Raw genomic sequence first — 22,298 nt, 5'->3', positions numbered from 1 at the left:
CCACGGCGCGGGCCCCGGGGACGTCACGGCCGTGGTCTGTGGGCGAACACCCACCGGTTCCCCTCCAGGGCGTCGTTCGGTTCGGGCAGGGGGCCGCGGCCGTGCCGACGGGAGAACCCGAAGGGCGAGTGGGCGCAGGCGGACCAGCCCTTCGCCCGCAGCCCGCCCGCCGAGTCGGGTCGCGGGCCCTTGGCGAAGAGGTCGAGCAGGTCGATGCCGAGCCGCGCCCGCGTCGCGGAGTAGATCGGGCTGTCGCGGTACGCCAGCAGGTCCTTCTCCAGCTTGACCTCGTAGGCCAGGGCGCCGCCCGCGGCGGTCAGGCCGTCCACCGCGTCGAGCAGTCGCGTCTCCACCGGGCCCGACAGGTAGAACAGGAGCCCTTCGGCCAGCCAGGCGGTCGGGAGGGCCGGGTCGAAACCGGCGCCGGTCAGCGCGCCCGCCCAGTCGGCGCGCAGATCGGCCGGCACGGGGACGCGCCGCACCCCGGGGACGGCCGACAGGCCGGTGAGCACCCGCTGCTTGAAGGACAGCACGCCCGCCCGGTCGATCTCGTAGACCACCGGGTCGGAGGGCCACTCCAGCCGGAAGGCGCGCGTGTCGAGCCCCGCGCCCAGGAGGACCACCTGCCGGGCGCCCGCACGGACCGCGTGGAGGAGGAAGTCGTCGAGGACCCTGGTCCGCAGGCCGAAGTAGCGGGCGAACCGCCCCCACAGCGGGTCGTCGTCCCCGCCCCCGGCCTGCTCGGCGCGCACCGGCCAGTGCGCGGACGCCGGGGCGGCGCGCACGAAGTGCTCCGCGTAGGGGTCCGCGGCCAGGCTGTCGTGCCGGTGGGTCTCGATCGCCCGTGCCGCGGCGACCAGGAGGGCGGTCAGGCCCACGCCTCCTGACACGCCCCGCGGGTCCGTCCGCCGCTGCGCGGCGCGGGCCGGGGCTCCTCCGTACGCGGAGAGCGGGCGGGGGGATCGCGCGGCACCGAGGGTCTCGCTCATCGGCCGCTCCTCTCCGGGATCAGGACGGGTTTGACCACGAGGCCCGCGTCGCAGTCGCGTTCGGCCTCGTTGACGTCGGCCAGCGGATAGGTGCGGATCAGCTGGTCGAAGGGGAAGAGCCCGGCCCGCCACAGTGCGGTCAGCCGGGGGACCAGCAGTGCGGGTACGGCGTCCCCCTCGCAGATGTGCCGGATGCCGCGGCCCCGGTCGAGCGCGCCCGGTTCGAGCGGCAGCGCGGTGTGGAGGCGCGCCACCAGGCCGAGCGTGCCGGTGGGGCGCAGCGCGTGGAGCGCGGCGTTGACGAGCGGGGCCGACGCCGTGGTGTCCAGGGCGTACCGCGCGCCGCCGTCGGTCAGCCGCCGGATCCGGTCGGGCAGTCCCGACGTTCCCGAGGGCAGCGGTACCGCGCCGAACCGTTCGGCCAGGGCGAGCCGTCGGGGAAGCCGGTCGACGGCCACGGTCCGCACTCCGGCGGCGGTGGCCGCCATCACCGCGGCCAGGCCAACGGCCCCGGCGCCCAGGACGGCCAGGGTGTCGCCGGGGCCCGCGCCGAAGGTGTTCAGCACGGCCCCGGCACCGGTGAGGAAGCCGCAGCCGAGGGGCCCGAGCAGTTCGAGCGGCAGGGCGGGGTCGACCCGGACGGCGTTGCGTGCCGGGACCAGCGCGTACTCGGCGAACGAGGACTGGCCGAACCACCGGGGGGCCAGGGGTCTTCCGGCCGCGTCGGTGAGCCGGGGCGGTTCCCCGCCGCGCCCCCCGAAGAGGTTGAGGGAGGCGAAGGAGTCGCAGTGGGCGGGGGCCGCGCCCAGGCAGTTGCGGCAGTGTCCGCAGGAGTCGAAGCTCAGCACGACGTGGTCGCCCACCCCGACCGGGGCCCCGCTTCCGCTGCCCGCCCGCACCACGACCCCCGCGCCCTCGTGGCCGAGCACGACGGGCAGCGGGCTGCGGCCGGCCGACCGCCGGACCGCGAGGTCCGTCCGGCACATCCCGGCGCCCGCGATCTCGACCAGGACCTCGTCCGCGCCGGGCTCCGCCCCCAGGGTCACCTCCTCGACCGTGAACGGGTCCTCGTACGCGCGCAGTACGGCAGCCCGGAACCTCATGCGGTGCCTCCTGAGAGCCTCACTGAGCGGTGGTGGGCACGGCGGTCAGCCCGCGGTGGGGACGCCGGCGGCGTGCCGGTCCATCTCCGCCCGGAACGCGGCCACCAGGTGCGGCCGGATCCGCCCGGCGTCCCGGTCGCCGCCCTCGCAGACCGCTCCCCGTACGCCCACGATGTCCGTGCCCATGCGGGTCAGCGGACCGAGGTCGGAGCGTGCGACGCTGCCCGCGAGGGCCGCGAGCCGGCCGGAGGCGTGGGCCAGCCGCACGAACTCGGCGCAGGCCTCGGGAGGAACGTGGTCGAACAGCCGCGTCCCGTCCTTGACGGCGGTGTCGAGCATGGCCGCGTCGGCGCCGGAGCGGGCGGCGATGCCGGGCACGTCGAGCGGATCGACGCTGCCGACGCGGTGGGCGTCGGCGTAACCGGAGGCGACGACGAGCGCGTCGGGGCGGTGGTCCTTGACCGCCCGGACGACCGCGCGCATCACCTCGACGCCCTGGTCGGGCGTCGTGCATCCGTAGAGGCCGACCTTGACGTACGTGGCGCCGGAGACGACCGCGCCGAGCGCGGCCTGCGCCACCGTGCCGGGCTTGTACGGGACGTCCCCCACCGTGGCGGACACCGGTTTGTCCGCCGGTGTCGCGTCGCGGACCGCGCGGATGACCCAGGGGAAGTTGGCGCCGAGCGAGCCCTCGTCGGGCTTCTTGACGTCGACGATGTCGAGGTGCTCCGCGGCCTGCGCGCAGGCGATGGCCTCCTCGACGCTGTCGGGGGAGACGAGAAGCAACACCGTGAGCTCCTTCCGCCGCGGGACCGCCCGCCGGAGGGCAGGGGGCCGCGGATCGCCGGACTTCATGGGTGGAGCGCTCATCTTCATCCGCCGCCCGCGGGCATCGGTAGGGCGCGCGGAGTGTCCGGCGGGGCGCTCGTGTTCTGTGCGTGCGCCGTGCGTACCGGGGCGAACCGGGCCCGGGGGCCTTGCCGTTGTCGGCACGGGCCCGTGTAACGTGACCGTGCCGAGGCGGTGATCAAGACGCTTGCCCGGTTCCGTCCGGGTCCGCCCGGTCCTACTGCGGTGAGGCGGTCGTGGCGTGGGCGTTCTCGCGGCTCGGCCCATCGCCACCACGCGGCTGGACCTGCTGCCGCTGCGCGTGGAGCACGCCGAGGAGATGGCCGTGGTGCTGTCCGATCCGGCCCTGCACGCCTTCACCGGCGGCGCGCCGGACACTCTGGACTCCCTGCGCTCGCGCTATCTGCGCATGCTCGCCGGCTCTCCCGATCCTGCCGTGTCCTGGCTGAACTGGGTGGTCGCGATCCGTGACGAGCCCTGCCTGGCGGGCACCGTCCAGGCGACGGTCGGCCCTTCCGCGCACGGACCGGTCGCCGAGATCGCCTGGGTGGTGGGGACCCCGTGGCAGGGCAGGGGCATCGCCACCGAAGCCGCCCGAGCACTCGTCGCCTGGCTCGGCGGGCAGCGGGTGCGCACCGTCGTCGCCCACGTCCACCCCGACCACCGGGCGTCCGCCGCCGTCGCCACCGCCGCCGGGCTCGCCCCCACCGGCGAACGGCACGAGGGCGAGATCCGCTGGCAGCTCGACATCGGACCGTGACGCCGACGGCCGCACGACGAGCCGGGGCCGCCCTCCTGGACCTGGCCACCCCCTGGGACCTGGCCGCCCTCCTGGACCCGGCCGCCCTCCGGGACCGGCCGAGGGGTGGGCGGGTCCGCCCCCGGCCCGTACAGGCCGGATGATGGTTCCATGACGAAGACGCGTGGGTGGACCCGGTGCCCGATGCGCCCGTGGTGGTGCGGAGGGCCGGTTCGATGAGTACGCCGCTTTACCAGCTGAAGGCCGAGTTCTTCAAGACGCTCGGGCATCCGGTGCGCATCCGGGTCCTGGAACTGCTGAGCGAGCGCGAGCACGCGGTCTCCGAGATGCTGCCCAAGGTGGGCGTGGAGCCGGCGCACCTGTCGCAGCAGCTGGCGGTGTTGCGCCGGGCGAACCTGGTGGTCACCCGCCGCGAGGGGGCGGGCGTGTACTACTCGCTGGTCAACGAGCAGGTCGCGGAGCTGCTGAAGGTCGCCAGGTCCATCCTGACGGGGGTGCTGACCGGGCAGGCCGAGCTGCTGGCCGACCTGCGCGCCGCCGATCCGGTACGGCGTGCCGCGCCGTGACCGGGGCGCCCCGCCAGGCCGGGCGGCCGGTCACAGGGGCAGGGTGATCCAGATGCTCTTGCCGCCGTCGTCGGAGTCGCCCCGTACCACCGCGGTGCCGCCGAGGCCGAGGGTGAGCTCCATGACGGTGGTGAGCCCGGTGGTGCCGGGGGCGGTGACGTGCAGGGGCGGTTTGTAGGGGTGGCGGTCGTGGACGGCGAAGGCGAAGGCGTCCGGGCCGCCCGCGAAGACGACCGTGATGTCGGGGGAGAGCGCCGCGGCGTGCCGGACGCTGTTGGTGACCAGCTCGCTGAGGATCAGCAGGGCCGCCCCGACAGCGGGGTGGCGCGGGCTCACGCCCCATTCGGTGAGGGCGAGTTCGGCGGTCTCGCGGGCCATCCGGACGGCCGAGCCCATGGCGGGCACGGTCAGTGCGTGCCGCCAGGGCAGCGCGTGGGCGTTCACCCGGTCACCTCCGGGCGGGCGAGGCGGAAGCCCGCGACGCTCTGCGGCTGGACGCGCAGCAGGGTGTCGTGCGGGCCGTGGACCCAGCCGGGCAGCGTACGGCGGTAGTGGGCGGCCTCGTCGGGGTCGGCGACGAGCTCGGCCGGACCGGTGGCGGTGACCGTCCAGCCGGTGCCGCCCGCCGCCACGTCGATCGCGTCGGCCTGGTAGGTGAGGGTGGCGCGGCCGGACAGGGCGGCGGCCTGGGCCGGGGCCCGTACGATCAGGCGGCCGTACTCCAGGAGGTGCACCGCGGGACGGACGACGGGGGCGCCCTGCCGGACGTACACCAGGCGTCCCAGGGCGGTGCCTTCGAGCAGCCACAGGGCCTCGCTGCCGGAGACCTCCAGCATGCGGTGCGGGGCGGAACGGGTCATCGTACGGACTCCGAAGGGGTCAGGAGGGTCGGCAGCGGGGAACGGGGCGGGTGGCGCACCCGGTCGGTCGGGGTGCTCACGGCGCGCTGACCTCGGCTTCCCGCAGTTCTTCGAGGAGTTCGCGCTGGCCGGCCAGCATCATGGTCAGGATGCGGCGCGCGGCGCGCATCAGCTCCGCCACGTCCCCTCCGGCCAGTTCGTACACCACCGTCGCCCCCTCGCGCGTGGAGGTGACGATCCCCGACCGGCGCAGGACCGCGAGCTGCTGCGAGAGGCTGGAGGGCTCCACCTCGATCTCGGCGAGCAGGTCCCGTACCGGCATCGGGCCGCGCTGGAGCAGCTCCAGGACCCGGATGCGCACCGGATGCCCCAGCATCCGGAAGAACTCGGCCTTGGCCCGGTACAGCGGAACCGCCACGGGATCCCCCTCCTCCTCGGCCCGCCCGGTGCGACGCCGCGCTCCGGCTCCCGGGCGGCGCAACGTGCGCACAGCATGTATGGAATTGCAGAAATTTGCAATTCATGCATTGACTCGGGCCGAATATAGACTGCGGCCATGTCTGAGAATCTTCCTGCCTGCCCCGAGTGCTCCGGTTCGTACGCCTATGAGATGGGAGCCCTCCTCGTCTGTCCCGAGTGCGGCCACGAGTGGTCCCCCGAAGCCGCCGCGGCCCCGGCCGGTGGCGGCGGGGAGAAAGCGGTCAAGGACGCGGTGGGGAACGTGCTCGCCGACGGCGACACCGTGACCGTGGTCAAGGCCCTGAAGGTCAAGGGCAGCCCCTCGGGCATCAAGGCGGGCACGAAGGTGCGCAACATCCGTCTGGTGGACGGCGTGGACGGGCACGACATCGACTGCAGGATCGACGGCTTCGGCGCGATGCACCTCAAGTCGAGCGTGGTGAAGAAGGTCTGACCCGCGCCCGGGTCCCGGCCCCGGCCCTCGCCGAGTGATCCACGTCACAGGGTGTCACGGTGATCGGTCCCGCGGTGTCTTGATGCCGGACGGTCGACAGTCGACCGCGACCGGAAGGGCCGAGACATGACCGAACACGCGGGCGACCCGGCGACCGGGGCGTTCGTCGCCCACAGGAACCTGCTCTTCACCGTCGCCTACGAGATGCTCGGCTCGGCGGCCGACGCGGAGGACGTGCTCCAGGAGACCTGGCTGCGCTGGGTCGGGGTCGACCTGGCGCGGGTGCGCGACCAACGCGCCTACCTGGTGCGGATCACCACCCGGCAGGCACTCGACCGGCTGCGCACCCTGAAGCGCCGCAAGGAGGCGTACGTCGGCCAGTGGCTGCCCGAGCCGCTGCTCACCGCGCCCGACGTGGCCGAGGACGTCGAACTGGCCGAGAGCATGTCGATGGCGCTGATGGTCGTCCTGGAGACCCTGTCGCCCACCGAGCGCGCGGTGTTCGTCCTGCGCGAGGTCTTCGACGTCGACTACGACGAGATAGCCGAGGCCGTGGGCAAGACCCCCGCGGCCGTACGCCAGATCGCGCACCGCGCCCGCAAGCACGTCGACGCCCGCCGCCCCCGCAAGACGGTCACCCCCGGCGAGGTCAGGGCGGCCCTTGAGTCGCTCCGGCGCGCGCTCGAAACCCGCGACCCGCAGGGCCTCCTGGACGTCCTCGCCCCGAACGTCGTCCTGGTGAGCGACGGCGGCGGCATCAAGCGCGCCGCGCTGCGCCCGGTCGTCGGCGCCGACAAACTGGTGCGCTTCTACCTCGGCAGCCCCGTCACGGCGGACGCCGAGATCACCTGCGAACCCACCGTCGTCAACGGCAACCCGGCTCTCGTGCTGCGCCTGGACGGCGAGCTGGACGGCGTCATGGCGCCGCACGTCGAAGACGGCCGCATCGCCGGCCTCTACTACGTCCGCAACCCCGAGAAGCTGACCCGCGTCGGGGTCGAGACCCCGCTGACCCTGCGATGACCGCGCCCGGCGCCCCCGGCGCGCCCGACACCTTCGATCCGCCCGGCACTCCTGCCCGCCACCGCACACCAGAGGACGGCTCCCACCCCATGGCCAGACAGACGACGAAGACCTTCGGCAACCCCGCCTTCACGAAGACCGCGATCGCCCTCCAGACCCTCGCGATCCTCTTCCAGGCGGCCACCGCGGGGATGCTGCTCTCCTCCTCCCACGGCTATCTGCTGCACGAGGTCGGCTCACGCGTGATGTACGGGGCGTCCATGCTGTACGTCCTCGCCGCTGTCCTGGCCTGGCGTCCCGGCGGCGGTTCGCCCCGGCCCCTGCTGTACGCCACCGGCTTCCTCGTCCTCGCCTCGATACAGGTGGTGGCCGGCATCGCCCACGTGCCGTCGCTCCACGTCCCCCTGGGCGTCCTGATGTTCGGCCTCAGCCTCCTGGACCTGGGACGCGTGCTCGCCCCCCGCCCGTGGACCCCCGCCCCGCCGGTCAGACCCTGATGCGGATGCCGTGCCGCGTGCGCAGCCGGCGCACCTCCCACCAGGCCACCGCCGTCACCGACAGCGGCCCGAAGACCACCGAGCAGATCTGGAGGGGCGGCGGGCCCGGCGGCATGCCGCCCAACGCCAGGTTGATCGCGGAGAGTTCCCACACCAGGGCGCCGGTCAGCAGGGCCGGGAGCGCCGCGTGCACGCCCGCCGTGTTGAACGCGGAACGCACCACCGTCGGCGACGAGAAGGCGACGAACATGAAGAGCCACAGGACCAGGAAGCACATCACCAGCAGGATCGCGAACCGCGCCGGGGACTCCTGCGACAGCGGCTCGGAGAGCATGACGCCGCCGACGGCGACGAGCGGCATCGAGGCGAAGGCACCGAAGTACCAGAGCGCCGAGAGGGCCGCGGGGCGGATCCCCCGGCGCATGCCGGGCCGCGCGCGGCGCGGCGCGAGCCAGAAGACGGCGCCGACCACCACGGGCGCGCTGAGCAGCAGCAGCCACGGCGTGATCACCAGCCGCATCTGGTACTGGTCCTGCGCCTGTTCCCAGTCCTCGGGCGTGGCGTACACGGCCATGATGACGAAGGTCGCGGCGAGCGCCGACCACGCCCGCGCCTTCTGTATCCGCAGCACCTGCGGATCCTGGATCCGGTGGGGCCCGCCGACCGGGAACCTCCGCCGCGCGTGCCGCCGCGCCGAGCGGGCCATCGGATAGAACACCAGCGGGAAGAGCGCGAACCAGAAGCACGGGAGCAGCAGGGCCCACAGACAGCCGTGCACCCGCCGCGCGGGGCGCAGCAGTTCGCGCGTCGTGGGCCACTCGTCCTCGCGGAAGCGCTGCCAGAGCGAGACCCGGGGCGGCTGCGGGGGCGGGTAGGGGGACGGGTGGGGGTACGGATACGGGCCGGGGCCCGGCGGCCACTGCGGGTGCGGCCCGCCGTTCGGCGGCCAGGGCGGGTGCGGCCCGCCGTTCGGTTGCCACCGTGGATCGTGAGGCCCTCCGTAGGACACGCCCGTCTCCCCCTCTTTCGTCGACCGCCACTCGCGAAGTCGCGCACGGAGTGTACGAGGTTCCGCGCACGGGGCGTTGACTTCGGTACGGGGTAGGTGATCCGGTGGCGACCGGGCCGGACGCGGCCCGACACGGCCGAGGAGGCGCACATGAGCGGCGAGGGGAACGGGGCAGGGGCCCGCGCACGGACGTCCGGACCGCCCCGGCGGCCCGATCCCGGACTGTTCGGCCCCGCCTCCGTCACCTGGCAGGTCCACGGGGACCCCATGATGTGGGTCGCCGGGGTGCGCGCCCTCTACCTCCAGGCCCTGCACCCGCGCGCGGTGCGCGGCGTCATGGAGAACAGCGACTTCCGCAAGGACGCCTGGGGCCGCCTCATGCGCACCGCGAACTTCGTCGGCACCATCACCTACGGCACCACCGAGGCCGCCGAGAAGGCCGGTGCCCGGGTCCGCCGCATCCACGCCCTCCTCAAGGCCACCGACCCCGCGACCGGCGAGCGCTACGGCGTGGACGAGCCCGAACTGCTGACCTGGGTGCACTGCGCGGAGATCGACTCCTACCTGACCGTCGCCCGCCGCTCGGGGCTGCCGCTCACCGCCGCGCAGGCCGACCGCTACGTGGCCGAGCACCGCGCGGACGCCCGCCTCGTCGGCCTCGACCCGGCCGCGGTCCCCGGCACCGCCGCCGAACTCGCCGCCTACTTCGAGCGCGTGCGCCCCGACCTCGCCGCGGGCCCCGACGCCCGCGCCGTCGACGACTTCCTCAGACGCCCCCCTGTGCACCCCGCCCTGGCCCCCGCCCGCGCCGTGCTCTGGCGCCGCGTCGCGGCCCTCGCGTACGACTCGCTGCCCTCCTACGCCCACGAGCTGTACGGACGTCCCGCTCCCGCCCCGGACCACGTCACCCGCCGACTGGCCCTCACGGGACGCCTCCTGCGCCTCATACCCTCCCGCGTCCGCTGGCAGCTGCCGCCAGGTCACATCTTGAAGGCGATGGCCCGGCTGGGTCCCGGCAGCCGCCCCGCGCCGTACAAACTCCGTAAGCGGGCGTCCATACTGGACGGGCCGGGGAGGGCACAGCACTGAGCGATGCCGACGGGAACGACGACGGGCTATGACGGGGGCGACAGCGGGCGATGGGGGACAGCAGGCTGATCCACGGCCGGTACCGGCTGCTCGATCTGATCGGGCGCGGCGGCATGGGGGAGGTGTGGCGCGCGGTCGACGAATCCCTGGGCCGCCGCGTCGCGGTCAAGTGCCTCAAGCCGCTGGGACCCCAGCCCGACCAGTCGTTCACCACCGTGCTGCGCGAGCGGTTCCGCCGCGAGGCGCGCGTCGCCGCCGCGCTCCAGCACCGGGGCGTCACCGTCGTCCACGACTTCGGTGAGTACGAGGGCGTCCTCTACCTCGTCATGGAACTGCTCGAAGGCCGCAACCTCAGCCAGCTCCTGGAGGACAACCAGCAGCACCCGCTGCCCGTCGAGCAGGTCGTGGACATCGCCGAACAGGTCGCGGACGCCCTCGCGTACACCCACGAACAGGGCATCGTGCACCGCGACCTGAAGCCCGCCAACATCGTCCGGCTCTCCGACGGCACCGCGAAGATCTGCGACTTCGGCATCGCCAGGCTCGGCGCCGACATCGGCTTCACCTCCCGCCTCACCGGCACCGGCATCGCCATGGGCACCCCGCACTACATGTCGCCCGAGCAGATCAGCGGCCACGAGGTCGACCACCGCAGCGACCTCTACTCGCTGGGCTGCGTGCTGTACGAGATCGCCACCGGCGTGCCGCCCTTCGACCTCGACGACGCCTGGGCGGTCCTCGTCGGGCACCGCGACACCCAGCCCGAGCCGCTGCGCAAGCGCCGCGCCGAACTCCCCGCCTACTTCGACCGGGTCGTCCTCGACCTCCTCGCCAAGACCCCCGACGAGCGCCCCGCCGACGCCAAGGACCTGCGCCACCGCATCACCGCGGGCCACGCCGCCTTCGCCGCGAGCACCGGCGGCGTCCCGCTCGCGCCCCCGCTCACCGTCGTCCCCGCCCAGCCCCGGCAGCCCGCCCACGAACGCCGGCTCCCCTCCTGGACGCGCGGCATGACCACGGGCCGCAAGGCGACCGGCGGCGCCCGCCCGCATCCCGCGCTGCCGGACCACACCGCGGGACTCACCGGCGAGTGGACCACCCGCACCGACCCGCGCCGCGCGCCCGCCACCCCCGTCACCGCGGGCCCCGAGCGGCCCACGCCCGCGCCCGAACTGCTCGCCCACCTCACCAACCGCCACAACGCCGGGCTCAGCCTGGGGCGGCTCGGCCGCTGGGAGGAGGCGGGCGAGGTGCACCGCTCGGTCGCCGTCGAGCGCGAGCACGCGCTGGGCCCCGACCACCCCGACACCCTCGCCAGCCGGTACGAGGTCGGCCTCACGCTCAGCCGCACCGGGCGCCCCGGCGACGCGCTGCGCGAGTACGCCAGGGTCGCCGACGGGCGCGAGCGCGCGCTGGGTCCCGACCACCCCGACACCCTCGCGGCACGCCAGGAGACGGCGTACGTGCTCGGCCAGCTCGGACGGCACTTCGAGGCGCACCAGACGTACACGGCCGTCCTCGCGGCCCGCGAGCGCTCGGTGGGCGCCGACCACCCCGACACGCTGCGCTGCCGCCACAACCTCGCGTACAACCTGAGCAGGCTCGGCCGCCTCGAGGACTCGTACCGGATGGCCTGCGAGGTGGCCACGGCCCGCGCCAGGGTGCTCGGCGCCGACCATCCGGACACGCTCGTCACGCGGTACGAGGTGGCGTACGCGCTCGGGCAGCTGGGCCGCTGGACCGAGGCGCTGGCCACCTACCGCGAGGTCGCGCAGGCCCGCGCCCACGCGCTGGGTCCCGACCACCCCGACACCCTCGCCGCCCGCTACGAGGTCGGGATAAGCCTCGGCAGGCTCGGCCGCAGCCCCGAGGCCCTCGACCTGTACCGCTCGCTGGTCGACGACCGCACCAGGGTCGGCGGCCCCGCCGACCCGGAGACCCTGCGCGCCCGCCACGGCCTCGGCGTCAACCTCGGGCGCCTGGCCCGCTGGGAGGAGGCGCTGACCGAGTCCCGCGACGTGTGCGCGATCCGCGAGCGGGTGCTGGGCGCCGAGCACCCGGACACGCTGGTCAGCCGCCGCGAGGTGGCGGTGGGCCTCGGCTGGCTCGGCCGCTGGGGCGACGCGCTCGCGGTCTACCGGCAGGTCGCCGAGGCCCGTGAGCGGGTGCTGGGCGCCGACCACCCGGACGCGCTCGCCAGCCGCAACGACGAGGCGCACTGCCTGGAGCAACTGGGGCGCGGTCCCGAGGCGGTGGAGCTGTACCGCAGGGTGGCGGCGCTCAGGCAGCAGCGGGGCGCGCTCGGGCACTGAGAGCCCGTGATCCGAGAGCCCGTGCCGGAGCAGGGGAGTGCCGTCGAGGCGGGGGACGCGGCCCCGCGCACCCCGACGGCCCTGCCTCCTTCAGCGGCTCCTCAGTTCTCCAGCAGCGCCTCCAGCACCGCCTCGTCCGGCGGCGCCGGGAGGCGGCCGGGCGGCGGGGGCGGGCAGTCCGGGTCGAGGCGCATCCGCGCCAGGTCCCGGTCCGCGACGCCCCAGGCGTGCCACGACAGCCGCTCCCAGCCCAGCTGCGGCGGGTTGTACCAGCCCTCGCCGAGCCCGGAGACCACCGGCACCGGCTCCGCCAGGTCGGGGCCGAGCCGGTAGACCAGGCCGCCGAAGACCGACGCGAACACCTGGCCCCGGTGCACGCTCAACTCCCCGTAGCCGGGCAGCTTCCCGGTGCGCAGCACCGTCCTCGTCTCCAGGTCGAGCGCGAACCACACGCCGCCGACGCGCTTGCAGATCCCGTACAGGATGCCGTCCTGGACCACGATGTGCTGGAGGCTGATGTTGCCCGGGACCGGGGTGACCTCCCACAGGACCTGACGGGACCGCAGGTCGTAGGCGACGACCGTGCCGTTCTGCCGGGTCGGCGGCACGCTGCCGCCGCCCACCGCGTCGCCCGCCAGGTAGACGACGCTGCGCCCGTGCCGGTCGGGTCCGTCGTGCCCGTCGGGCAGCGCGACGGACATCAGGCTCTGGTCGGTGATCACGTCGTGGTGCACGGTGAAGGTGCGGCGGCGCCGGTCGAGCACGGTCAGCGCGCCCTTGAGCAGGCCCACGCCGGGCGCGGTGGTGATCAGGAGCTGGTCGCGGCGGGGCGAGTGGACCATGTCGGTGGGGCGCTGCTGGGCGTTCTGCACGCGGCCCAGCGAGCGGATCCGGTGCGTGTCCGGATCGATCTCCAGGAGTTCGGTGCTCGGGTACATCGCCGCGTACAGCCGCCCGTTCACCTCCATGATCTGCTTGGCCTCACCGGCGAGCTGGGTGCGCTTGCGGGTGCCGGACGCGGGGCGGTGGGTGGTGAGCGCGAAGTGGCCGCCGACGTGCACGGCGCCGCGCCTGCCGGTCGTCACGGACTGCACCGGGTCGGGCCCCGCGAGGCCCACGTCGATGAGCTCCAGCGTCTGGGACCGCTTGGTCGGCAGGTCGAGCCACCACAGGCGGCCGCTGCCCGCGCCGCCCACCAGCGTCCGGTCGTCCAGGGTGAAGACGCCCCGGTGCTCGTCGCCCGTGACGGGAGTGGCGACCGCGGTGAACGCGTCGCCCTCGCGGCGGTAGACCGTGCCCGTGGGGCGGCCGACGCAGTAGAGCGCGCCGTCCGGGCCGATGGTCATCGCGTCCACCAGCCGCTCGTCGGCGGGCACGGTCGCGATCCGCGGATCGCTGCCGTCCGGCGCGAGGTCGACGATGTTGCGGCCGTGCGAGCCGATGATCCGGCCGCCGGTGGCCAGGAGCGCGGCGGGCGGGCCGTAGGGGGTGGGCGTGATGTTGGTCTTCGCGCCGGTCGCCCGGTCGTAGGCGATGACGTAGCCGGTGGCCAGCGTGCCCGCGTAGACGAACCGGTCGTCGGCCGCGATGGCCCGGACGTAGGTCTGGCCGGGGAACGCCACGCCCATGTTGCGCAGGACGCCCGTGTCGGGCCGGTACTCCCAGACCTCGCCCCTCGGGTACGTCCCCGCGTACACCGCGCCGTCCGGGGCCGTGGTCAGGCACCAGACGAAGCCGCCCGCGGGGCCGACCGTACCGATCAGCTTCACCTCGCCCGTCGCCGGGTCGAAGCGGTAGATGTCCGGGTACGGGTAGGTGCCCGCGTACACGAAGGCGCCGGAGGTGGTGGCGGCCCAGCCGCCGTCGCCCCGGCCGAGCCGCACCGACCTGACCAGTTGGCGGGTCGTCAGGTCGATCTCGCCGAACAGCGGCGGCCGTTGGCCCCTGGCCACCACGTAGCCCTTGCCGTTCAGCACCGTCATGCCCACGATCGCGGCCGTCAGCGAGGCCGTGCCGTGCGTGGTGATCGGCTCGCCCGAGCAGCCGTCCGGGGCCTGCGGGGTGCCCGTCGCGCCCCGGACGCCCGTCGCGTCCCCCGTCCCGTCGTGCGGCAGCGCGGCCGTGGCGTGCGCGGTGCCCGTGGGCACCGCCGCGGCGGCCGCCGCGATCCCCGCTCCCGCCTGGATCAGTCTTCTGCGCTCCATGCGTACCTCCCTTGAGGGGTGGGATACGTGCTCTTCCAGGAGAGCGGTCCGCGGGGCCCCGTGCCGGGTACGGTCCCGGCATGCCTCCACGCACCGCACGTACCGCACGCGCCGCGTACGACGCCGTCATCGTCGGCGGCGGCCACAACGGCCTGGTCGCCGCCGCCTACCTGGCCCGCGCCGGGCGCTCCGTCCTCGTCCTGGAACGCCTCGGGCACACCGGCGGGGCCGCCGTCTCGACCCGTCCGTTCACCGGGGTCGACGCCCGGCTCTCGCGCTACTCCTACCTCGTCTCGCTGCTCCCCGCGAAGATCGTGCGCGACCTCGGGCTGACGTTCTCCGTCGCCCCGAGGTCCGTCTCCTCCTACACCCCGCTCGGCGACGGCGGGCTGCTCGTCGCCGACGAGGCCCGCACCCGGGAGTCCTTCGCCGAACTGACCGGGGGAGAGGAGGAGTTCAAGAGCTGGCAGCGGTTCTACGGGATGACGCGCCGCGTCGCCGAACGGGTCTTCCCCACGCTCACCGAGCCGCTGCCGGACCGTGCGGGGCTGCGCCGCCGCATCGACGACGAGGCGGCCTGGCGGATGCTGTTCGAGGAGCCCGTCGGGGTGGCCGTGGAGCGGGAGTTCCGGCACGACCTGGTGCGGGGCGTGGTGCTCACCGACGCCCTGATCGGCACCTTCGCCGACGCCCACGACCCCGGGCTGCGGCAGAACCGGTGCTTCCTCTACCACGTCATCGGCGGCTCCACCGGGGACTGGAACGTGCCGGTGGGCGGCATGGGCGCGCTCACCGACGCCCTCGCGGACGCGGCCCGCGCGGCGGGCGCCGAGATCGTGACCGGCTGCGAGGCGACCCGGATCGACAGCGAGGGCGCGCGGGCCGAGGTCGGCTACCGGGACGCGCGCACGGGCGCGGAGCACACGGTCGGCGCCGCCCATGTCCTCGTCAACGCATCGCCGCAGGCACTGGCGGAACTCACCGGGGACGCGGCGGACCAAAAGGCCCCGGAGGGGGCCCAGTTCAAGGTCAACATGGTGCTGCGCAGGCTGCCCCGGCTGCGCGACGGCTCCGTCGACCCGCGTGACGCCTTCGCGGGCACCTTCCACGTCGCCGAAGGGTACGAGCAGTTGGCGACCGCCTACCGGGAGGCGGACGCGGGGCGGCTGCCGACGGCGCCGCCGTCCGAGATCTACTGCCACTCCCTCACCGACCCCTCGGTCCTCGGGCCCGCGCTCGCCGCGAGCGGCCACCACACGCTCACGCTCTTCGGACTGCACACCCCCGCACGGCTGTTCACCGCCGACAACGCGGCGGCCCGCGCCGAACTCCTCGCCGCGACCCTCGCCCAGCTCGACGCGCACCTCGGCGAGCCGATCGCCGACTGCCTGGCGGCCGACGCCGATGGCCGCCCGTGCGTCGAGGCGAAGACCCCGCTCGACCTGGAAGCCGAACTCCGCCTCCCCGGCGGCCACATCTTCCACCGCGACCTCTCCTTCCCCCACGCCACGGACGCCACGGGCCGCTGGGGGGTGGAGACCGCCAGGCCGGGCGTCCTGCTCTGCGGCGCGGGCGCGGTGCGCGGCGGCGGGGTCAGCGGGGTGCCGGGGCACAACGCGGCGATGGCGGTGCTGGGGCGCTGAGCGGGACCGCTCCACGGGGCGGGTCCCGGCGGGGCGGTCCTGGCGCGGGCCGGGATCCCCGCGGGTGGGGGAGTATGGACGCATGACGAAGAACAAGTGCGCGAACACGGCGTCGGCCTGCGCCTCACGGGGGTCCACGCTGTCGCTCTGGTCGGAGGACTCGGTGCTGTCCATCGGCTCGGTGGGCTCGGTGCTCTCCGTGGGTTCCGTCGGCTCGGCCCTCTCCGTCGGTTCGGTGGGAAGCGCGCTGTCGGTCGGTTCGATCGGCTCCGTCCTGTCGCTGGCCTCGGCCGGTTCCGGGCTGAGTATCGGCTCGTTCCTGTCGTTCCAGTCCCGCTGGTCCGTGCTGTCCTTCCAGGCCAGGCGCGGGCTGTGCGCGGCGGGGGCGGCGGGCGCCGTGCTCGGCGTCGCGGGTGCCGCGCTGCTGCTCACCGGCCGGGGCGCCGGGCGGTCCGGGCGCCGGTGACGTGCGTTCCGGGCGGCCGGGGGCAAGCGCCCCCGGCCGCCCGGCCGTTCAGTCCGCCGACGCCGTCCAGCCCACGGCCTCGATCCTGGCGGCGTCCCCCGGTCTCGCCTCGTCGAACCTGACGCGCCCGCCGTCCGCGACGCGCAGCCCGTCCACGTACACCCCGCGCCCCACGTACAGCTGATCGGTCGTGTACCGCCAGCGCAGCCGCACCTCGGGTCCCGAGAGCCCCGACAGGTCCGCGTCCAGCCGGTGCCACACCCGGCCCGACCAGCCCGTCGCCCTGCCGTCCGGGTGGGGCAGCGGCTCGTCCCCCTCGCGCACGGTGGTGAAGGGCACCGCGGTCCACGTCGCGCCCCCGTCCACCGACGCCTCCAGGAACGCGGCGTCGGAGCCCGGCTCGGTGTCCCACCACAGCGCGCATCTCAGGCGGGCGCCGCGCCCGGTGAGGCGCACGGCGGGCAGAGTGAGCGTGGCGGTCGAGCCCGCGGCCGTGCCCGAGTACCAGGCGGTGCGGCCGTGGGCGGGGCGCACGGGAACGGCGCGGGCCAGGGCGTTGGCGGTGGCGACGCGCGGCGCCGAACCCGAGCGCCAACCGCGCACCGGGTGCACGGAGTTGCCGAGCACGATCAGGAACGAGTCGGTGGTGGGGTCGAGCACCAGGCTGGTGCCGGTGAACCCGGTGTGGCCCGCCGTGCGCGGCGTCGCCATCGCGCCCATGTACCAGTGCTGGTAGAGCTCGAAGCCGAGGCCGTGCTCGTCGCCGGGGAAAGCGGTGTTGAAGTCGGTGAACATCAGGTCGACCGACTCGGGCGCCAGGATCCGCGCGCGGCCGTAGACCCCGCCGTTGAGCAGCGTGCGGGCGAGGACCGCGAGGTCCCAGGCGCAGGAGAACACCCCGGCGTGCCCGGCGACGCCGCCGAGGCCGAACGCGTTCTCGTCGTGCACCTCGCCCCAGACCAGCCCCCGGTCGAGCCCCGACCAGGGCGCGCGGGCGTCCTCGGTGGCCGCGATCTTCGGCCGCCAGGAGGCGGGCGGGTTGAAGCGCGTGCGGTGCATCCCGAGCGGAGCGGTGATCTCGTCGTGGAGCAGTGCGTCGAGCGGGCGCCCGGTGATCTTCTCCAGGACCAGCTGGAGCGAGATCAGGTTCAGGTCGGAGTAGAGGTACTTGGTGCCCGGCGGATTCGCCGGGGCCTCGTTCCACAGCAGCCGCAGCTTCCCCTCGCGCGTCGGCTCCTTGTAGAGCGGGATCCAGGCGCGGAAGCCCGAGGTGTGCGTGAGCAGTTGACGTACCGTCACGTCCTGCTTCCCGGCGCCCGCGAAGTCCGGGAGGTACGCGGCGACCCGCTCCTGGAGCTCCAGCGTCCCGCGCTCGATCTGCTGCACCGCGAGCATCGAGGTGAAGAGCTTGGAGACCGACGCCAGGTCGAAGACCGTGTCCTCGGCCATGGCGATCTGCTGCTCGGGCGGGAACTCCACGGCGGTGTCGGTCTTCTCGTCGTACGCCCGGTAGCGCACCGCCTTGCCGATCGGGCGGTGCAGCGCGACCGTCCCGCCGCGCCCGGCGAGCAGTACCGCGCCCGCGTACCAGGGGTGCTTGGGGGAGGGGCCGAGGAACCTCTCCGCCTCCGCGACCAGCCGGTCCAGCTCGGCGGGCAGCAGTCCGGCGCGCTCGGCCGGGCCCCGGCGCAGCGTGGGGCGGTGTCCGCCGGGGCGCCGCGCGGCGGTGGCCCCCGGAGCCGTACCGATCACCAGCGCTCCTCCCAGGGCGAGCACCCCGCCGCCGAGCCGGCGGCGGCTGATGCCGCGGGCGTCACGGGGCGCGTCGCCGGGGCCGCGGCCGGGACCGGCGCCGGGTTCTCTGTCGTCCGGGTCCTCCGTCATGCCCACGTCCCGCCCTCCCGATCGTGCCCGCGTGCGGCCGGCCACGCCCGGCCGCACGCGGGTGAAAGATTCCTTCGGCCGCGCATGCAACACCTGGAACTTTCTTACCGGGGCCGGAGTGCGTCAAGGAGCGCGGCGGAAAGCGGGGGCCGAAAGGATCTGACGCTGCATCAGAAAATCTCTTCCCTCCCGCGCCCGGCTGTGGCATTTTGCGGCCCATGGAGACGGAGCTGAGCAAGTCCCTGGGCATCGAGCACGCCATCTTCGGCTTCACCCCCTTCCCCGCCGTGGCGGCCGCCATCACCAGGGCCGGGGGCCTGGGCGTACTCGGCGCGGTCCGCTACACCGCCCCCGACGACCTCAAGCGCGACCTCGACTGGCTGGCCGACCACACGGAAGGGCTGCCGTACGGGCTCGACGTGGTCATGCCCGCCAAGAAGGTGGAGGGCGTCACGGAGGCGGACGTCGAGGCGATGATCCCGCAGGGCCACCGGACGTTCGTCCGGGAGACCCTGGCCAAGTACGGCGTCCCCGAACTGCCCGAGGGCGAGGCGTCCGGCTGGCGCATCACCGGCTGGATGGAACAGGTCGCCCGGGGCCAGCTCGACGTCGCCTTCGACTACCCGATCAAGCTCCTCGCCAACGCGCTAGGCCCCCCGCCCGCCGACGTCGTCGAGCGGGCGCACGCCCACGGCGTCCTCGTCGCCGCCCTCGCGGGCAGCGCCGCGCACGCCGTGCGCCACGCCGAGGCCGGGATCGACGTCGTCGTCGCGCAGGGCTACGAGGCGGGCGGCCACACCGGCGAGATCGCGTCCATGGTGCTGGTCCCCGAGGTCGCCGAGGCCGTCGCCCCGCTGCCCGTCCTCGCGGCGGGCGGCATCGGCAGCGGCGAGCAGATCGCCGCGGGGCTCGCGCTGGGCGCCCAGGGCGTCTGGCTCGGCTCGATCTGGCTCACCACCGAGGAGGCCGACCTGCATTCGCGCGCGCTCACCGCGAAGCTGCTCGCCGCGGGCTCGGGCGACACCGTCCGCTCCCGCGCCCTGACCGGCAAACCCGCACGCCAGCTGCGCACCGGGTGGACGGACGCCTGGGACGACCCGGCGGGCCCCGGGCCGCTGCCCATGCCGCTCCAGGGCCTGCTGGTCGCGGAGGCCGTGTCGCGCATCCAGAAGTACGAGGTGGAGCCGCTGCTCGGCACCCCGGTCGGCCAGATCGTCGGCCGGATGAACTCCGAGCGCAGCGTCCAGGCGGTCTTCGACGACCTGACGCGCGGCTTCGAACGGGCCGTCGACCGCATCGGCCGCATCGCGGGAAGGAGCGGGTCATGAAGGAGCAGGCCCTTGAAGAGGCCGGGCGCCCCAACGGTTTCTGGCCACAGGCGACGGCCGACCCCGACCGCACCGTGCTGATCGCCCCGGACGGCGAGGAGTGGAGCGCGGGCAGGCTGCACGCCGACGCCAACCGCCTCGTCCACGGGCTGCGCGCGGCGGGTCTGGAGCGCGGCGACGCCTTCGCCGTCGTCCTGCCCAACGGCACCGAACTCCTCACCGCCCACCTCGCCGCCACCCAGGCCGGGTTCTACCTCGTCCCCGTCAACCACCACCTGGTGGGCCCGGAGATCGCCTGGATCGTCGCCGACTCGGGCGCCAAGGTCCTCATCGCGCACGACAGGTACGCCGCCGCGGCGGGCGCGGCGGCCGACGAGGCCGACCTGCCCGCCACGCACCGCTACGCCGTCGGCGGGGACACCGCGGGCTTCCGCCCGTACGCCGAACTCCTCGAAGGCCGGCCCGGCACCCCGCCGGCCGAGCGCACCCTCGGCTGGGTCATGAACTACACCTCGGGCACCACGGGCCGCCCCCGCGGCATCCGCCGCCCGCTGCCCGGCAAGCCCCCCGAGGAGACCCACCTCGGCGGCTTCCTCGGCATCTTCGGCATCCGGCCCTTCGACTCCAACGTCCACCTGGTCTGCTCGCCGCTCTACCACACGGCCGTGCTCCAGTTCGCCGCCGCGGCCCTGCACCTCGGCCACCCGCTCGTCCTGATGGACAAGTGGACGCCGGAGGAGATGCTGCGGCTGATCGACCGGCACGCCTGCACCCACACGCACATGGTGCCCACCCAGTTCCACCGCCTCCTCGCCCTGCCCGACGAGGTGCGCGCCCGCTACGACGTGTCCTCGATGCGGCACGCCATCCACGGCGCCGCGCCCTGCCCCGACCACGTGAAACGCGCCATGATCGAGTGGTGGGGGCACTGCGTCGAGGAGTACTACGCGGCCAGCGAGGGCGGCGGCGCGTTCGCCACCGCCGAGGAATGGCTGAAGAAGCCGGGGACGGTCGGCAGGGCCTGGCCCATCAGCGAGCTCGCGGTCTTCGACGACGACGGCCGGCGGCTGCCGCCCGGCGAGCTGGGGACCGTCTACATGAAGATGTCGACCGGCGGCTTCTCGTACCACAAGGACGAGTCCAAGACCCGGAAGAACCGCATCGGCGACTTCTTCACCGTCGGCGACCTCGGCGTCCTGGACGAGGACGGCTACCTCTTCCTGCGCGACCGGAAGATCGACATGATCATCTCGGGCGGCGTCAACATCTACCCCGCCGAGATCGAGGCCGCGCTCCTGGCCCACCCGGCGGTCGCCGACGCCGCCGCGTTCGGCATCCCGCACCCCGAGTGGGGCGAGGAGGTCAAGGCCGTCGTCGAGCCCGCGGCGGGCCACGAGCCGGGCGCCGGGCTGGCCGCCGCGCTCCTCGCGCACTGCGAGGGGCGCCTCGCCGGGTACAAGCGCCCCAAGAGCGTCGACTTCGTCGCACAGATGCCCCGCGACCCGAACGGCAAGCTCTACAAGCGGCGGCTGCGGGAGCCGTACTGGGAGCGAGGAGCGGGCGGGGAGAACTGACCGCCGCCCTCCCGACCCGGAGCCCGCGCCCCCGACAGCCCAACCCCCTGTGCGGGCTTTTCACCCCATATGGCAGCATGGTCCGTATGAGTACGGGTACGGGGGCGGCGGCGCTCACACGACAGCGAACCACCTGGGTGCCGGTCCTCGCGGCCGTCGCCCTCGTCCTCGGCTGGGGGCGGGACCTCCCGGGCTGGGGGGTCGCGCTGATCGGGCTCTGTCTGATCGGCGCCGTCCTCTCCGCCGTCCACCACGCGGAGGTCATCGCGCACCGGGTCGGCGAGCCCTTCGGCTCGCTCGTCCTCGCGGTCGCGGTCACCGTCATCGAGGTCGGACTGATCGTCACGCTGATGGCGGGCGGCGGCGACAAGGCATCCACCTACGCCCGCGACACGATCTTCGCCGCCGTGATGATCACCTGCAACGGCATCGTCGGCCTGTCGCTGCTGGTCGGCGCGATCCGCAACCGCGTCGCCGTCTTCAACGCGGAGGGCTCGGGCGGCGCGCTCGCCACGGTCTGCACCCTCGCCACCATGACCATGGTGCTGCCGACCTTCACCACCACCCAGCCGGGCCCCGAGTTCACCGGTGCACAGCTGGCGTTCGCGGCGGTCGCCTCGATCTGTCTGTACGGGCTCTTCGTCGCCGTGCAGACCGTGCGGCACCGCGACTACTTCCTGCCCGTGCCGACGGCCAAGGGCAAGGAGTGCGGGCCCGACGAGCACGCGCCGCCGCCGAGCGACCGCGAGACCTGGTGGAGCGTGGGGCTGCTGCTCCTCGCGCTGGTCGCCGTCGTCGGCAACGCCAAGCTCGTCTCGCCCACCATCGAGTCGTCCGTGGAGGACGCCGGGCTGCCGAAGGCCGTCGTCGGCGTCGTCATCGCGCTGATGGTGCTGGCCCCCGAGACGCTCGCCGCCGTGCGCGCCGCGCGCCGCAACCGCGTCCAGACCAGCCTCAACCTCGCCTACGGCTCCGCGATCGCCAGCATCGGCCTCACCATCCCGGCGATCGCGCTCGCCTCCATCTGGCTGGACGGGCCCCTGGTGCTGGGCGAGGACGCCACCCACATGACGCTGCTCGCCCTCACCGCCGTGGTGAGCGCGCTGACCGTCGTGCCGGGCCGGGCCACGCTGCTCCAGGGCGGCGTGCACATGGCGCTGTTCGGCGCCTTCGTGTTCCTCTCGTTCAGCCCCTGACGACGGCCGCGGCGGGGCTGCGTTCAGCCCTGA

21 protein-coding genes are annotated in these 22,298 nt (G+C 74.3%); 12 read left to right on the top strand and 9 right to left on the bottom strand.

What is annotated here, in order from left to right; translation table 11 throughout:
• Positions 1 to 23 precede the first annotated feature (23 nt).
• The 3 genes from ACIBNE_RS25195 to ACIBNE_RS25185 are packed head-to-tail and all read right to left on the bottom strand — an operon-like array spanning position 24 to position 2,881.
• Positions 24 to 989, bottom strand: a complete 966-nt coding sequence (locus tag ACIBNE_RS25195) for a class I SAM-dependent methyltransferase (RefSeq protein WP_399275156.1) — start codon at positions 987 to 989, stop codon at positions 24 to 26.
• The gene (locus ACIBNE_RS25190; protein ID WP_399275154.1) at positions 986 to 2,092 is read right to left on the bottom strand and encodes an NAD(P)-dependent alcohol dehydrogenase; all 1,107 of its coding nucleotides are present in this window, start codon (positions 2,090 to 2,092) and stop codon (positions 986 to 988) included. The genes ACIBNE_RS25195 and ACIBNE_RS25190 overlap by 4 nt, the downstream gene beginning before the upstream one ends.
• A gap of 45 nt (positions 2,093 to 2,137) precedes the next feature.
• The gene (locus ACIBNE_RS25185) at positions 2,138 to 2,881 is read right to left on the bottom strand and encodes a (5-formylfuran-3-yl)methyl phosphate synthase (protein ID WP_399275152.1); all 744 of its coding nucleotides are present in this window, start codon (positions 2,879 to 2,881) and stop codon (positions 2,138 to 2,140) included.
• A gap of 301 nt (positions 2,882 to 3,182) precedes the next feature.
• On the opposite strand from ACIBNE_RS25185, the gene ACIBNE_RS25180 reads away from it, so the two are divergent.
• Positions 3,183 to 3,701 (top strand): GNAT family N-acetyltransferase, encoded by a 519-nt coding sequence (locus tag ACIBNE_RS25180; protein WP_399275150.1) that lies wholly within the window; start codon positions 3,183 to 3,185, stop codon positions 3,699 to 3,701.
• Positions 3,702 to 3,916: 215 nt separating this feature from the next.
• The gene (locus ACIBNE_RS25175; RefSeq protein WP_399275148.1) at positions 3,917 to 4,267 is read left to right on the top strand and encodes an ArsR/SmtB family transcription factor; all 351 of its coding nucleotides are present in this window, start codon (positions 3,917 to 3,919) and stop codon (positions 4,265 to 4,267) included.
• A 30-nt stretch (positions 4,268 to 4,297) separates the two neighbouring features.
• On the opposite strand, the gene ACIBNE_RS25170 is transcribed toward ACIBNE_RS25175, so the two are convergent.
• The 3 genes from ACIBNE_RS25170 to ACIBNE_RS25160 all read right to left on the bottom strand — a co-directional run bounded on the left by ACIBNE_RS25170 (position 4,298) and on the right by ACIBNE_RS25160 (position 5,545).
• Positions 4,298 to 4,663, bottom strand: a complete 366-nt coding sequence (locus ACIBNE_RS25170) for an ATP-binding protein (protein ID WP_399275435.1) — start codon at positions 4,661 to 4,663, stop codon at positions 4,298 to 4,300.
• 44 nt (positions 4,664 to 4,707) lie between these two features.
• A complete protein-coding gene (locus ACIBNE_RS25165; protein ID WP_399275146.1) occupies positions 4,708 to 5,127 on the bottom strand; it encodes a pyridoxamine 5'-phosphate oxidase family protein in 420 nt (139 codons plus the stop codon).
• Between the two features lie 76 nt (positions 5,128 to 5,203).
• On the bottom strand, positions 5,204 to 5,545 hold the full coding sequence (locus tag ACIBNE_RS25160; protein WP_399275144.1) for an ArsR/SmtB family transcription factor: 342 nt from the start codon (positions 5,543 to 5,545) through the stop codon (positions 5,204 to 5,206).
• 138 nt (positions 5,546 to 5,683) lie between these two features.
• Between ACIBNE_RS25160 and ACIBNE_RS25155 the strand changes: the two genes are divergently transcribed.
• The 3 genes from ACIBNE_RS25155 (at position 5,684) to ACIBNE_RS25145 (ending at position 7,560) form a co-directional block, all read left to right on the top strand.
• Complete coding sequence (locus ACIBNE_RS25155; protein ID WP_399275143.1) at positions 5,684 to 6,040, top strand: zinc ribbon domain-containing protein YjdM; 357 nt, start codon at positions 5,684 to 5,686, stop codon at positions 6,038 to 6,040.
• Between the two features lie 126 nt (positions 6,041 to 6,166).
• Complete coding sequence (locus tag ACIBNE_RS25150) at positions 6,167 to 7,063, top strand: RNA polymerase sigma-70 factor (protein ID WP_399275141.1); 897 nt, start codon at positions 6,167 to 6,169, stop codon at positions 7,061 to 7,063.
• An 89-nt stretch (positions 7,064 to 7,152) separates the two neighbouring features.
• Complete coding sequence (locus tag ACIBNE_RS25145; protein WP_399275433.1) at positions 7,153 to 7,560, top strand: hypothetical protein; 408 nt, start codon at positions 7,153 to 7,155, stop codon at positions 7,558 to 7,560.
• Here ACIBNE_RS25145 and ACIBNE_RS25140 read toward each other — a convergent pair.
• Complete coding sequence (locus ACIBNE_RS25140; protein WP_399275139.1) at positions 7,550 to 8,569, bottom strand: hypothetical protein; 1,020 nt, start codon at positions 8,567 to 8,569, stop codon at positions 7,550 to 7,552. The two genes, ACIBNE_RS25145 and ACIBNE_RS25140, sit on opposite strands and share 11 nt — an antisense overlap.
• A 150-nt stretch (positions 8,570 to 8,719) precedes the next feature.
• Here ACIBNE_RS25140 and ACIBNE_RS25135 point away from each other — a divergent pair, with 150 nt between their 5' ends.
• The gene (locus ACIBNE_RS25135; protein ID WP_399275137.1) at positions 8,720 to 9,658 is read left to right on the top strand and encodes an oxygenase MpaB family protein; all 939 of its coding nucleotides are present in this window, start codon (positions 8,720 to 8,722) and stop codon (positions 9,656 to 9,658) included.
• Positions 9,659 to 9,708: 50 nt separating this feature from the next.
• Positions 9,709 to 11,970, top strand: a complete 2,262-nt coding sequence (locus ACIBNE_RS25130) for a tetratricopeptide repeat protein (protein ID WP_399275135.1) — start codon at positions 9,709 to 9,711, stop codon at positions 11,968 to 11,970.
• A gap of 101 nt (positions 11,971 to 12,071) precedes the next feature.
• Here ACIBNE_RS25130 and ACIBNE_RS25125 read toward each other — a convergent pair whose 3' ends face one another.
• Positions 12,072 to 14,174: a hypothetical protein gene (locus ACIBNE_RS25125; protein ID WP_399275133.1), complete on the bottom strand. Its 2,103-nt coding sequence runs from the start codon at positions 14,172 to 14,174 to the stop codon at positions 12,072 to 12,074.
• 80 nt (positions 14,175 to 14,254) lie between these two features.
• Here ACIBNE_RS25125 and ACIBNE_RS25120 point away from each other — a divergent pair, with 80 nt between their 5' ends.
• Entirely contained in the window at positions 14,255 to 15,817 is a 1,563-nt protein-coding gene (locus ACIBNE_RS25120; RefSeq protein WP_399275131.1) for a phytoene desaturase family protein, read from the top strand.
• Positions 15,818 to 15,899: 82 nt separating this feature from the next.
• Positions 15,900 to 16,283 (top strand): hypothetical protein, encoded by a 384-nt coding sequence (locus tag ACIBNE_RS25115; RefSeq protein ID WP_399275129.1) that lies wholly within the window; start codon positions 15,900 to 15,902, stop codon positions 16,281 to 16,283.
• A 48-nt stretch (positions 16,284 to 16,331) separates the two neighbouring features.
• Here ACIBNE_RS25115 and ACIBNE_RS25110 read toward each other — a convergent pair whose 3' ends face one another.
• Positions 16,332 to 18,167, bottom strand: a complete 1,836-nt coding sequence (locus ACIBNE_RS25110) for a serine hydrolase (protein WP_399275127.1) — start codon at positions 18,165 to 18,167, stop codon at positions 16,332 to 16,334.
• A gap of 218 nt (positions 18,168 to 18,385) precedes the next feature.
• On the opposite strand from ACIBNE_RS25110, the gene ACIBNE_RS25105 reads away from it, so the two are divergent.
• The 3 genes from ACIBNE_RS25105 to ACIBNE_RS25095 all read left to right on the top strand — a co-directional run bounded on the left by ACIBNE_RS25105 (position 18,386) and on the right by ACIBNE_RS25095 (position 22,265).
• Entirely contained in the window at positions 18,386 to 19,495 is a 1,110-nt protein-coding gene (locus ACIBNE_RS25105; protein WP_399275125.1) for a nitronate monooxygenase, read from the top strand.
• Positions 19,492 to 21,069 carry an acyl-CoA synthetase gene (locus ACIBNE_RS25100; RefSeq protein ID WP_399275123.1) on the top strand — a complete coding sequence of 526 codons (1,578 nt, stop codon included), beginning with the start codon at positions 19,492 to 19,494 and terminating at the stop codon, positions 21,067 to 21,069. Before ACIBNE_RS25105 ends, ACIBNE_RS25100 begins: the two co-directional genes overlap by 4 nt.
• 86 nt (positions 21,070 to 21,155) lie before the next feature.
• On the top strand, positions 21,156 to 22,265 hold the full coding sequence (locus ACIBNE_RS25095; protein WP_399275122.1) for a calcium:proton antiporter: 1,110 nt from the start codon (positions 21,156 to 21,158) through the stop codon (positions 22,263 to 22,265).
• The last annotated feature ends 33 nt before the right edge of the window (positions 22,266 to 22,298 follow it).

Origin of the sequence: Streptomyces sp. NPDC050504, assembly GCF_044458065.1 — a bacterium.
In the GTDB taxonomy this organism is placed as follows: Bacteria; Actinomycetota; Actinomycetes; order Streptomycetales; family Streptomycetaceae; genus Streptomyces.
Note: the sequence above shows the minus strand (reverse complement) of the source record. Positions and strands in the feature narration are given on the sequence as shown.

Excerpts from the sequence above, each read along its gene's own strand:
- ACIBNE_RS25195 (WP_399275156.1), bottom strand. The coding sequence starts at position 989 with ATGAGCGAGACCCTCGGTGCCGCGCGATCCCCCCGCCCGCTCTCCGCG.
- ACIBNE_RS25190 (WP_399275154.1), bottom strand. The coding sequence starts at position 2,092 with ATGAGGTTCCGGGCTGCCGTACTGCGCGCGTACGAGGACCCGTTCACG.
- ACIBNE_RS25175 (WP_399275148.1), top strand. The coding sequence starts at position 3,917 with ATGAGTACGCCGCTTTACCAGCTGAAGGCCGAGTTCTTCAAGACGCTC.
- ACIBNE_RS25170 (WP_399275435.1), bottom strand. The coding sequence starts at position 4,663 with ATGGGCTCGGCCGTCCGGATGGCCCGCGAGACCGCCGAACTCGCCCTC.
- ACIBNE_RS25165 (WP_399275146.1), bottom strand. The coding sequence starts at position 5,127 with ATGACCCGTTCCGCCCCGCACCGCATGCTGGAGGTCTCCGGCAGCGAG.
- ACIBNE_RS25155 (WP_399275143.1), top strand. The coding sequence starts at position 5,684 with ATGTCTGAGAATCTTCCTGCCTGCCCCGAGTGCTCCGGTTCGTACGCC.
- ACIBNE_RS25150 (WP_399275141.1), top strand. The coding sequence starts at position 6,167 with ATGACCGAACACGCGGGCGACCCGGCGACCGGGGCGTTCGTCGCCCAC.
- ACIBNE_RS25145 (WP_399275433.1), top strand. The coding sequence starts at position 7,153 with ATGGCCAGACAGACGACGAAGACCTTCGGCAACCCCGCCTTCACGAAG.
- ACIBNE_RS25135 (WP_399275137.1), top strand. The coding sequence starts at position 8,720 with ATGAGCGGCGAGGGGAACGGGGCAGGGGCCCGCGCACGGACGTCCGGA.
- ACIBNE_RS25130 (WP_399275135.1), top strand. The coding sequence starts at position 9,709 with ATGGGGGACAGCAGGCTGATCCACGGCCGGTACCGGCTGCTCGATCTG.
- ACIBNE_RS25125 (WP_399275133.1), bottom strand. The coding sequence starts at position 14,174 with ATGGAGCGCAGAAGACTGATCCAGGCGGGAGCGGGGATCGCGGCGGCC.
- ACIBNE_RS25120 (WP_399275131.1), top strand. The coding sequence starts at position 14,255 with ATGCCTCCACGCACCGCACGTACCGCACGCGCCGCGTACGACGCCGTC.
- ACIBNE_RS25115 (WP_399275129.1), top strand. The coding sequence starts at position 15,900 with ATGACGAAGAACAAGTGCGCGAACACGGCGTCGGCCTGCGCCTCACGG.
- ACIBNE_RS25110 (WP_399275127.1), bottom strand. The coding sequence starts at position 18,167 with ATGACGGAGGACCCGGACGACAGAGAACCCGGCGCCGGTCCCGGCCGC.
- ACIBNE_RS25105 (WP_399275125.1), top strand. The coding sequence starts at position 18,386 with ATGGAGACGGAGCTGAGCAAGTCCCTGGGCATCGAGCACGCCATCTTC.
- ACIBNE_RS25100 (WP_399275123.1), top strand. The coding sequence starts at position 19,492 with ATGAAGGAGCAGGCCCTTGAAGAGGCCGGGCGCCCCAACGGTTTCTGG.
- ACIBNE_RS25095 (WP_399275122.1), top strand. The coding sequence starts at position 21,156 with ATGAGTACGGGTACGGGGGCGGCGGCGCTCACACGACAGCGAACCACC.